Annotated in this window: 7 protein-coding genes; 4 read left to right on the top strand and 3 right to left on the bottom strand. The window is 70.0% G+C overall.

Going from position 1 to position 10,619, the window contains the following annotated elements:
* Window positions 1–54: 54 nt before the first annotated feature.
* The gene (locus tag ACFVXC_RS32010) at window positions 55–1,956 is read right to left on the bottom strand and encodes an ABC transporter ATP-binding protein (RefSeq protein WP_389912359.1); all 1,902 of its coding nucleotides are present in this window, start codon (window positions 1,954–1,956) and stop codon (window positions 55–57) included.
* 191 nt (window positions 1,957–2,147) lie between these two features.
* Here ACFVXC_RS32010 and ACFVXC_RS32005 point away from each other — a divergent pair, with 191 nt between their 5' ends.
* Window positions 2,148–4,451 (top strand): glycoside hydrolase family 3 N-terminal domain-containing protein, encoded by a 2,304-nt coding sequence (locus tag ACFVXC_RS32005; protein WP_389912356.1) that lies wholly within the window; start codon window positions 2,148–2,150, stop codon window positions 4,449–4,451.
* Between the two features lie 50 nt (window positions 4,452–4,501).
* On the opposite strand, the gene ACFVXC_RS32000 is transcribed toward ACFVXC_RS32005, so the two are convergent.
* The gene (locus ACFVXC_RS32000; RefSeq protein WP_389912354.1) at window positions 4,502–5,359 is read right to left on the bottom strand and encodes a GNAT family N-acetyltransferase; all 858 of its coding nucleotides are present in this window, start codon (window positions 5,357–5,359) and stop codon (window positions 4,502–4,504) included.
* Between the two features lie 374 nt (window positions 5,360–5,733).
* Between ACFVXC_RS32000 and ACFVXC_RS31995 the strand changes: the two genes are divergently transcribed.
* The 3 genes from ACFVXC_RS31995 (at window position 5,734) to ACFVXC_RS31985 (ending at window position 10,159) form a co-directional block, all read left to right on the top strand.
* Complete coding sequence (locus ACFVXC_RS31995; RefSeq protein ID WP_389912351.1) at window positions 5,734–7,122, top strand: family 2B encapsulin nanocompartment shell protein; 1,389 nt, start codon at window positions 5,734–5,736, stop codon at window positions 7,120–7,122.
* A complete protein-coding gene (locus ACFVXC_RS31990; RefSeq protein ID WP_389912348.1) occupies window positions 7,109–8,542 on the top strand; it encodes a SufS family cysteine desulfurase in 1,434 nt (477 codons plus the stop codon). Before ACFVXC_RS31995 ends, ACFVXC_RS31990 begins: the two co-directional genes overlap by 14 nt.
* Before the next feature lie 81 nt (window positions 8,543–8,623).
* Window positions 8,624–10,159 carry an AMP-binding protein gene (locus ACFVXC_RS31985; RefSeq protein ID WP_389912346.1) on the top strand — a complete coding sequence of 512 codons (1,536 nt, stop codon included), beginning with the start codon at window positions 8,624–8,626 and terminating at the stop codon, window positions 10,157–10,159.
* Between the two features lie 59 nt (window positions 10,160–10,218).
* Here the strand turns inward: ACFVXC_RS31985 and ACFVXC_RS31980 are convergent, their stop codons facing one another.
* Window positions 10,219–10,602, bottom strand: coding sequence for a Zn-ribbon domain-containing OB-fold protein (locus tag ACFVXC_RS31980; protein WP_389912343.1), 384 nt, complete (start codon window positions 10,600–10,602; stop codon window positions 10,219–10,221).
* Window positions 10,603–10,619: the final 17 nt, after the last annotated feature.

The raw sequence follows: 10,619 nt of genomic DNA, 5'->3' as shown, positions 1-10,619 counted from the left end.
GAACGCGCCGGACCGGCTGGAGTGCCCCAGCCGGTCCGGCGCGTTCTGCGTGCTCTACGCCGCGACCTGCGCCGTCTCGTCCTTGTCCGTCTTGCCCTTGTCCGCGAACTGCGTGCGGTACAGCTCCGCGTACCGGCCGTCCACCGCGAGCAGTTCGTCGTGCGTCCCGCGCTCCACGATCCGCCCGGCCTCGACCACGAGGATCTGGTCGGCTGACCGCACCGTCGAGAGCCGGTGCGCGATGACGATCGCGGTGCGGCCCTCAAGGGCTTCGGCGAGGGCCTCCTGTACCGCCGCCTCGGATGTGTTGTCGAGGTGCGCCGTGGCCTCGTCGAGGATGACCACCCGCTGCCGGGCGAGCAACAGCCTGGCGATGGTCATCCGCTGGCGCTCACCGCCGGAGAGGCGGTAGCCGCGCTCCCCGACCACCGTGTCGAGGCCGTCCGGCAGGGAGCGTACGAGGTCTTCGAGGCGGGACCTGCGCAGGGCGTCCCACAGGTCGTCCTCGGCGGCTTCGGGGCGGGCCAGCAGCAGGTTGGCGCGGATCGACTCGTGGAAGAGGTGGCCGTCCTGGGTGACCATGCCGAGGGTCTGGCGCATGGACGCCGCCGAGAGATCACGGACGTCGACTCCACCGATGCGTACGGTCCCGCCGTCCGTGTCGTACAGGCGGGGAAGCAGTTGGGCGATCGTCGACTTGCCCGCACCCGACGATCCGACGAGCGCCACGGTCTGGCCCGGTTCGGCGCGGAAGGAGAGGCCGTGCAGGACTTCTTCGCCGCCTCGGGTGTCGAGGGACGCGACCTCTTCGAGGGAGGCGAGGGAGACCTTGTCCGCGGAGGGGTAGCCGAAGCGGACGTCGTCGAACTCCACCGCCACCGGGCCCGAGGGGACTTCACGCGCGTCCGGCTTCTCGTCGATCAGCGGCTTCAGGTCGAGGATCTCGAAGACCCGCTCGAAGCTGACGAGCGCGCTCATGACCTCGACCCGCGCTCCTGCCAGGGAGGTCAGTGGCGCGTAGAGGCGGGTCAGGAGCAGGGCGAGGGACACGATCGCGCCCGCTTCCAGGGTGCCGTCCAGCGCGAAGTAGCCGCCGAGGCCGTAGACGAGGGCCAGCGCGAGGGCCGAGACCAGCGTGAGCGCGGTGATGAACACGGACTGCGCCATGGCCGTGCGGACACCGATGTCCCGCACCCGGCTGGCCCGCGTGGCGAACTCCGCCGACTCGGCGCCCGGGCGCCCGAACAGTTTGATGAGCGTGGCGCCGGGTGCGGAGAAGCGCTCGGTCATACGCGTGCCCATCGCCGCGTTGTGGTGTGCGGCCTCCCGCTGGAGTTTCGCCATCCGGGAGCCCATGCGGCGCGCGGGCACGATGAAGAGGGGGAGCAGGACCAGGGCGAGGAGCGTGATCTGCCAGGAGAGCCTCAGCATCACGGCCAGGGTCAGGAGCAGCGTGACCACGTTGCTGACGACTCCGGAGAGCGTGTTGCTGAACGCGCGCTGGGCACCGATCACATCGTTGTTGAGGCGGCTGACAAGGGCGCCGGTGCGGGTACGGGTGAAGAAGGCGACGGGCATGCGCTGTACGTGGTCGAAGACCGCGGTGCGCAGGTCGAGGATCAGCCCCTCCCCCAGGTTCGCCGAGAGCCAGCGGGCGAGCAGGCCGAAGCCCGCCTCGGCGACGGCGATGGCGGCGATGAGCAGGGCGTAGCGGACGACGAGCGAGGATTCTCCGTCCGAGACGATCGTGTCCACGACGCTGCCCGCGAGGACGGGCGTCGCCACGGCGAGCAGCGCGGATACGATGCTCAGGAGGACGAAGTGGACGATGCGGCGTTTGTGCGGGCGGGCGAAGGTCCCGATGCGGCGCAAGGTGGCGCGGGCGAAGGGACGGCTGTCCTGCTCGGCGCGCATGACGCTCTGCAGCTGGGTCCAGGCTGTCGTTTCCATGCTCATAAGAAGAACGTAGAACCTAAAGCTTCATTGAGGTCAAGCGTCGGGAGCCGGGCGCCAACGGGACACCGAAACAAGAGCCCCGCGCGTCCCTGCCGCATCCCTTGACCCGCATGTAACAGGAACGTACTTTCGCTTCAACTCTTGTGGCCATCACAGAGGTTGTCGACTTTCTGATGCGAGAAGGCGAACACATGCGAGAGCTACGAAGGCGTACTCTGCTGTCCGCGATCGGCGGCACCGCTGTCGCAGGGGGCGGGTTCACCGCCGCGGGCACCGGGGTCGCCACCGCGGACACCGGGATCGCCCAGGCCGCGCCGCGGCGCCCGAGCCCCATCGACCCGAAGGTCAAGAAGCTGCTCGCCCGTATGACTGTCGAAGAGAAGCTGGGGCAGTTGCAGCAGCTCCCGTGGGCCGTCAGCACCGGCCCCGGCGGCAGCGAGACGAAGGACGTCGAGGACGCGGCGCGCGCCGGGCGGCTCGGCTCGGTCCTGAACATCTTCGGCGCCAAGAGCAGCAACGCGCTCCAGCGCATCGCCGTGGAGGAATCCCGGCTCGGCATTCCGCTGCTCTTCGGACTCGATGTCATCCATGGCCTGTGGACGACGTTCCCGATCCCCCTCGCCCAGGCGTCGAGCTTCGACCCGGAGGTCACCAGACGGGACGCCGAGGTGTCGGCGAAGGAGTCCCGCTCGAACGGCGTGCACTGGACGTTCTCGCCGATGATGGATGTCACGCACGAGCCGCGCTGGGGCCGGATCGCCGAGGGCTGCGGCGAGGATCCGTACCTCACGACGGCGTTCGCCGTGGCCAAGGTGGAGGGGTACCAGGGCGAGAAGGGTTCGAGTCTCGACGCCAAGGACCGCATCGCCGCCTGCGCCAAGCACTTCGTCGCGTACGGCGGGGCCGAGGGCGGCCGGGACTACAACACGGTCGACGTGTCGGAGTCCCGCCTGCGCAACCACTATCTGCCGCCGTTCAAGGCCGCGTTGGACGCGGGCGTGGCCACGGTGATGGCCTCCTTCAACACCATCAGCGGCGTCCCCGCCCACGGAAACTCCCACACCCTCACCGACGTCCTGTACAAGGAGTGGGGCTTCGACGGCTTCGTCGTCAGCGACTGGAACGGCGTCGACGAACTCATCGCGCACGGCTTCGCCGAGGACGGCGCCGACGCGGCACGGCTCGCGCTGAACGCCGGCGTCGACATGGAGATGGCGAGCACGGATCTCGCCGAGCACGGCAAGAAGCTGCTGAGCAGCGGCAGGATCCGCGAGAAGCGCCTCGATGAGGCGGTCACGCGGATCCTGCGCCTGAAGTACGCCCTTGGACTCTTCGAGAATCCGTACGTCGACGAGGACGACGCCATCGACAAGCCGTCCGCCGATGCCCGCGAGGCGGCCCGTGCGACCGCCGCCCGCTCGATGGTGCTCCTGAAGAACGACGGCAAGGCGCTTCCCCTCAAGAAGTCGGCAGGTTCGATCGCGGTCGTCGGCCCGTTCGGCGACTCCGACGACCTCCTGGGCACATGGACGTTCCCCGGCGCCACGAAGAACTTCCCCTCGGGCAAGGTCCTCGCCGCGGTGAAGGCCGCGGCTCCGGGGGCGAAGGTGACGTACGCGAAAGGCGTCGACCCCGAGGGCACGGACACCGGCGGTATCCCGGCGGCGGTCGCCGCGGCCAAGGGCGCCGATGTCACCGTCGTGGTCGTGGGCGAACCCCCGGCGATGAGCGGCGAGGCGGCGGCGCGCAGCGACATCAGTCTGCCGGGCGGGCAGGAGAAGCTGATCGAGGCGATCGCCAAGACGGGCAAGCCGTTCGTGGTGGTCCTGGTCAACGGGCGCCCGCTGACCGTCGGCGACTGGCTGAAGTCGGCGCCCGCCGTCGTCGAGGCCTGGCACCCGGGCCTCGAAGCGGGCAACGCGATCGCCGACGTGCTGTTCGGCAAGGTCAATCCGGGCGGCAAGCTGCCCGTCTCGTTCCCGCGCACGGTCGGTCAGATCCCCTGCCACTACAACCACGAGTCGACGGGCCGCCCCTACAACGCGGACAACAAGTACACGTCCAAGTACCTCGACCTGCCCCCGGACCCGCAGTTCGCCTTCGGCCACGGGCTCTCGTACACGGACTTCGAGATCGGTGAGCCGAAGCTCAGCCGCGACCGTGTGTCGGCGGGAGCGCTGCGCAAGGGCGACACGCTTGAGGTCTCGGTCACCGTCCGCAACACGGGTGAGCGCGCGGGCGACGAGGTCGTCCAGTTGTACGTCCACGACATCGCGGCGAGCATCACGCAGCCGGTGCGCAAGCTGCGCGGGTTCCGGCGGGTGACGCTGGAGCCCGGCAAGTCGCGAACGGTCCGCTTCCAGCTCGGCGCCGATGACTTCGGGTTCTGGACGAACGCGGAGAGCGGCGAGTTCCGTGTCGAGGAGGGGGCCGTGGACGTCTATGTCGGCAACAGCTCGGAGGCGAAGGCGAAGAAGAGGCTGACGATCACGTAGCGGCTGTGCGCGAGGAGGACCGGGCCCGTGTGGCGCCCGGCCCTCGCGCGTCAGCCGAGTTCGAGCGTGGTGACGCCGAAGACCCGTTCCTGGGCCAGCTCCCGCACAGGGCCCGTGTACATTCGGGCGGTCTCGAACGTCGGCTTCATGCCGCGCGCCTCGGCCAGGGCCACGGCCTGCGGCTGGGTCTCGGGGACGTCGATGAGCACGGGCGTGCCGTCCGCCTCGGCCGTCAGCGCGTCGAAGAGCTCCTCGGCGTCGGCGCGCGTATCGGCGAACAGGGGCCCGATCCGCAGGGCGCCATCGGCCGGGCGGAGCACGCCGTACCCGGTGATGCGGCCGTCGACGATGCGGGCGAGCGCGCGGTGGCCGGGAGCGGTGAGCCAGGATGCCAGGAAGCGCGGACGGTCGGCCGGGTGGCTCGCGGCGTCGTACGCGGTGATCGCCCGCAGGCCTGCGGCCTCGACCGGCAGGATCTGCGCGGACCGTGCGGCGCCCGGGGGCACGGAGCCCATGTAGCGGACGGTCCGGTGGGCCAACTCGAAGCCCGAGCGGCGGTAGTTGGCCTGCTGTGCGACCACGCCGTCGAGGCCGACGGTGCGGGTTCCCGCGTGGGCGAGGGCCGTCTGCCAGGTGGCGAGGCCGTGTCCGTGGCCACGCAGGTCGGGGCGGACGAGGTAGAAGCCGAGGAAGGCGTACACCTCGTCGTAGTTCACGACCGAGATCGCGGAGACCGCCTGCCCCTCGATGCGGCCGATGAAGAATCCCTCCGGGTCCTGCGCGAAGAAGCACGGGCCGTCCCGCAGGCCCGGGTTCCAGCCCTCGTCCTTCGCCCAGCCGCTGACGACCTGCCAGTCGTCGAGCGTCGCCCGCGAGATGGAGAGCCGCCCAGGGACCGAATCCGTCATCGCCACACCCTTCGTACGCCGGAGGGGACCGCCCTCGGAGAAGGGCCGCGCCCCGGTGCGCCCACGAGCACCGGCCGCACCGGAACCATCCTTCCCGACTCCTGGTCCCGCTACCCGAGTCATAAGCGCTGCTTTCAGGCGTGCTCAGGTCCGGTATCGAGCTGATTTGAGCCCGATATCCGCGGTGCGGGGACTCCCCGGAAGCGGCCTGGGATGGTGGGCTGCGGGGTCGCAGGACAGCTGTCAGTCCATTTCCGGCCCTTTCTGCATCATCTCTGAAAAAAGACCACTTGCGGCCATGGAACAACGCGAAGACGATCGGCGCCGAACGCCATTACGGCGGCCAGCAAAGACCGTTCTTCCAGGAGGTTCCAGTGAACGACCGGCTCGCACTCGGCCCGGATGCCGCACGGCAACTGGCCACGACCACCAAGACCACTCCGCAGATGCGCGGCATCACCCCGCGCTATCTGCTGCGCGCCCTGCCCTGGGTGGACGTCGAGTCGGGCACCTACCGGGTGAACCGCCGCCGGACGTTCGTGCTCGGAGACGACCGGATCACCACGTACGAGGAGAGCGGCTGTCACCGAGTCGTACCGGGCGACTTGCGCGAGGTCTCCTACCTCCGTGACGCCGACGACGCGCTGCTCGCGGAGCTGGCCGGCGCCTTCACCGAGGTCACCTTCGAGGCCGGACAGGTGCTCGCGCAGGAGGGCGACGCCGCCGACCGGCTGTGGGTGGTCGTGCGGGGCAAGGCAGAGAAGCGGGTGACCGGGCGGTACGGCGAGGACGCGCTGCTCGAAGTCATAGGCGACGGGCAGTTCTTCGACCTCGGCGCGTGGACCCGGACCGATGCGATGCCGTACCGCGTCAAGGCGCTCACCCCTGGTGTGGCGCTCTGCGCGGACCGCAGCGCGCTCTCGGGGCTAGCCGACCGGGACGAGGCGTTGGGCGGTGCGATCACCGCGTACTGCGCCGGGGGCACCATGACGCCCGGCGCCGAGGTGCCGGTGGACCTGAGCGCGGGGCACGTAGGAGAGCCGGACCTGCCGGGGACGTTCGTCGACTACGAGGACGCGCCGCGTGAGTACCACATGACGCTCGCGCAGACGGTGCTCCGCGTGCACACACGGGTCGCCGACCTCTACAACGGGCCCATCGACCAGACCCGCGCACAGTCCAACCTGACCGTCGCGGCGCTGCGGGAACGCCAGGAGTCCTCACTCCTCAACCACCCCGAGCACGGCCTGTTCCACAACGTCAGTGCCGGTCAGCGGGTCCAGGCGCGCACCGGTGCGCCCACCCCCGACGATCTGGACGAGCTCCTCACGCGGGTCTGGAAGCAGCCCGGCTTCTTCCTGGCCCACCCCAGGGCGATCGCCGCCTTCGGCCGTGAATGTACGCGGCGGGGCGTGCCCCCGGTGACGGACAACCGCTTCGGCAGCCCGCTCCTGACGTGGCGCGGCGTCCCGCTGCTCCCGTCGGACAAGGTGCCGTTCTCGGGCGGCATGGGTGCCGGCATGGGCACCACCGAGATCCTGCTGATGCGCACGGGCGAGGCCGAGCAGGGTGTGGTGGGCCTTCGTCCCGCCGGTGTCGCTGACGAGGTCGAGCCGGGCCTGTCCATGCGGAACATGGGTGTCGACCAGAAGGGCATCACGTCGTACCTGATGACGGCGTACTTCAACACGGCGGTCCTGGTCGAGGACGCCATCGCCGTCCTGCAGAACGTCGAGGTGTCGAACTACCATGACTACTCCTGACGTCACGGCGCGAGGGCCGGGCGTTCCAGGTGTGCCGGGCCTGCCCGGTGCGGGTGTGCCGGAAGTGCAGGGCTCGACGGCGGTGATGCCGACGGCCCCCACGGGCCCGGTCCCCACGGACTCGGCCCCCACTGACTCGGCTCCCCCGGCCGCCACCCCCGGAGCGGGCGCGCTCCCGCAGCTCCAACCACCCGGATTCTCCCCGGAGTCGGCCCGCCGGGACATCCCGATCCTGCACCGCACCGTCAACGGCCACCCCCTCGTCTGGCTCGACAACGGCGCCACCACACAGAAGCCGCGCCAGGTCATCGAGGCACTCGGCGCCTACTACGGCGCCGCGAACTCCAACATCCACCGGGGCGCGCACACCATGGCGCGCGAGGCGACTCAGATGTACGAGGCGGGGCGGTCGGCGGTCGCTCAGTTCCTGGGGGCCGGGTCGCCCGACGACATCGTCTTCGTACGCGGCACGACCGAGGCCATCAACCTGGTCGCCCAGAGCTGGGGGCGGGCCAATCTCGGTCCCGGGGACGACATTCTGGTGGCCACCCTCGAACACCACTCCGACATCGTCCCCTGGCAGTTGATCGCGGAGGAGACCCGCGCCCGGGTCGTCCCGATCCCCCTCACGCCCGAGGGGGCGATCGACCAGGACGCCTACGCCGATCTCCTCTCGTCCCGCACGCAGCTCGTCGCCGTCAGCCACGCGTCGAACGTGCTCGGCACCGTGCCACCAGTGAAGGAGATGACCGCCCTCGCCCACCGCTACGGCGCCAAGGTCCTGGTGGACGGGGCGCAGGCCGTCGCGCACTTCCCGGTCGACGTGCAGGATCTGGACGCCGACTTCTACGCCTTCTCGGGGCACAAGCTCTTCGCGCCGACCGGCATCGGCGCGCTCTACGCGAAGCCGGAGATCCTTCAGACCATGCGGCCGTGGCAGGGCGGCGGCAACATGATCGAGTCGGTCGACTTCACACGGACCACGTTCGCGCCGGTCCCGCACCGCCTGGAAGCGGGCACGGGCCACATCTCGGGCGTGGTCGGCCTCCTCGCCGCGCTGAACTGGTTCACGTCCTTCGACCGGGACGCCGTCGCCGCGTACGAGAGTGCGCTCATGACGTACGCGCGGCAGGCACTGTCCACCGTGCCGGGCCTGGAGGTCCTCGGTTCGGCGCCCGAGCGGATCGCGGTCCTCACGTTCACCCTCACGGGCCAGGACCCGGCCGGTGTCGCGGACTGGCTCGACCGCGACGGCATCGCCATCCGCGCGGGGCACCACTGCGCCCAGCCCGCGCTCGCCCACTACGGCCTGGAGTCGGCCGCCCGCGCGTCACTCGCGCTCTACAACACGTCCGAGGAGGTGGATCAGCTGGTGACGTCCTTGCGGCGGCTTCAGGAAGCGCCGGAGGAGGTCAGGTAAGGGGATGGCGCCGGGGGCCCGGTTTCCCGCGGGGCATGGTCGGATAGGCGACGTACATCGACTGAGCTTCTGGAGGCCAGGATGTTCGTCCCGTTCGGGGCCCTTGATTTTCTGGACCGCGCCACGACCGTGTACGGGGACCGGGTCGGCATCGTCGACGAGCCCGATCAGCCTGCCGAGCCCTGGCAGGGGCTCACCTACCGGCGCGTGGGTGAGCTGGCCCGGGCCCAGGCCGCCGGGCTCGACGCGCTCGGGGTGCCGCACGGCGCACGCGTTGCGGTGGTCTCGCCCAACAGCGCACGGCTCCTTACCTCGTTCTTCGGCGTCAGCGGCCACGGCCGGGTCCTCGTCCCGGTCAACTTCCGCCTCTCGGCCGAAGAAGTGAGCTACATCGTCGGCCAGTCGGGCGCGAGCGTCCTGCTGGTCGACCCCGAACTCGAGGACCGCCTCTCGGGGGTGGTCTGCAAGCACCGCTTCACGCTCGGAGCGGAGGCCGACTCGGAGTTGTACCGGTTCGACACCGAGCCCGAGCCCTGGGAGCACGACGAGAACGCCACCGCCACCATCAACTTCACCAGCGGAACGACCGCGCGCCCCAAGGGCGTACAGATCACGCACCGCAACATCTGGGTGAACGCCCTGACGTTCGCGCTGCACGCCGGGGTCACGGACCGGGACGTCTATCTGCACACCCTGCCGATGTTCCACGCGAACGGCTGGGGCATGCCGTTCGCGATGTCCGGCATGGGCGCCCGCCAGATCGTGCTGCGCAAGGTGGACGGCGCGGAGATCCTGCGCCGCGTCGCCGAGCACGGGGTCACGGTCATGTGCGCGGCGCCCGCGGTGGTCAACGCGGTGCTTGCCGCCGCACGTTCATGGGACGGGGAGATCCCGGGCCGGGACCGGGTGCGCATCATCGTCGCGGGGGCTCCGCCGCCCACCAAGACGGTCGAACAGGTCGAGACCGAGCTGGGCTGGGAGTTCATCCAGATCTACGGACTCACCGAGACCTCTCCCCTGCTCACCATCAACCGCACCCGCGGCGAGTGGGACGACCTCACCTCGCAGCAGCGCGCGGAGAAACTGGTCCAGGCCGGTCCCCCCGCCCTGGGCGTGACGCTGCGCACGTCGGACGAGGGCGAGGTCCTGGCCCGCTCGAACGTGATCCTTGAGGGGTACTGGGAGCAGCCTCAGGAGAGCGCTCAGGCGCTGGAAGGCGGCTGGTTCCACACGGGCGACGGCGGTTCGATCGGCGCGGACGGCCATCTGACGATCAGCGACCGCAAGAAGGACGTCATCATCACCGGCGGTGAGAACGTGTCGTCGATCGAGGTGGAGGACGTGCTGTTCAGCCATGCCGCGGTGGCCGAGGTCGCGGTCATCGGGGTGCCGGACCAGAAGTGGGGCGAGACCGTCAAGGCCCTGGTCGTCCTCGCCTCCGGCGCCCACGCCACGCAGGAGGAGCTCATCCGGCACTGCAAGGAGCACCTCGCCGGCTTCAAGGCGCCGACCTCGGTGGAGTTCCGCGACGAACTGGCCCGCACGGCCACCGGGAAACTCCAGAAGTACAAGCTGCGCGACCCCTACTGGGAGGGGCGCGAGCGGGGCGTCAACTGATCCGGAGTACTACCGGTCGATCCATCCGAAGCGATCCATCCGAAACACTGCCGGAAGCCCTACCAGTCGGCGCTCGTGTGCGTCTCGCAGAGCTCGAAGACGGCCTCCCCGGTCTCCGGATCGGACCCGGCCACGGGCCGTACACGCGCTCCGACCCACACGAGATGCGGCGAGGCGCCCACGACACGGCAGCGGAACACGAACCCTTCGGGGAACCGGACGAGGGACTCGTTGCGTGCGGTCCCCGTGTAGCGGTTGACCACGCTCGACTGTACGACGACGCCCTCGCCGTCGCTCTGTTCGGCCACCAGTTCGCTGGAGGCGCACACCGGACACAGCATGCGCCGGAAGGACGCGGTGCCGCACCATCGGCAGCGGTGGTAGATCAGGCCGGTTCGCTGCTCGTCGTCTGTCGGCGCGACGCTCAATTCCTGCTGGGACACGTCTCGACCCCCTGCAT

The sequence above is a fragment of the Streptomyces sp. NPDC058257 genome, from assembly GCF_042881845.1.
Taxonomy (GTDB): Bacteria; Actinomycetota; Actinomycetes; order Streptomycetales; family Streptomycetaceae; genus Streptomyces.
This window is presented reverse-complemented; position numbering and strand designations above follow the sequence as displayed.

Coding starts and splice junctions, on each gene's coding strand:
- ACFVXC_RS31990 (WP_389912348.1), top strand. CDS start 7,109: ATGACTACTCCTGACGTCACGGCGCGAGGGCCGGGCGTTCCAGGTGTG.
- ACFVXC_RS32005 (WP_389912356.1), top strand. CDS start 2,148: ATGCGAGAGCTACGAAGGCGTACTCTGCTGTCCGCGATCGGCGGCACC.
- ACFVXC_RS32010 (WP_389912359.1), bottom strand. CDS start 1,956: ATGAGCATGGAAACGACAGCCTGGACCCAGCTGCAGAGCGTCATGCGC.
- ACFVXC_RS31985 (WP_389912346.1), top strand. CDS start 8,624: ATGTTCGTCCCGTTCGGGGCCCTTGATTTTCTGGACCGCGCCACGACC.
- ACFVXC_RS32000 (WP_389912354.1), bottom strand. CDS start 5,359: ATGACGGATTCGGTCCCTGGGCGGCTCTCCATCTCGCGGGCGACGCTC.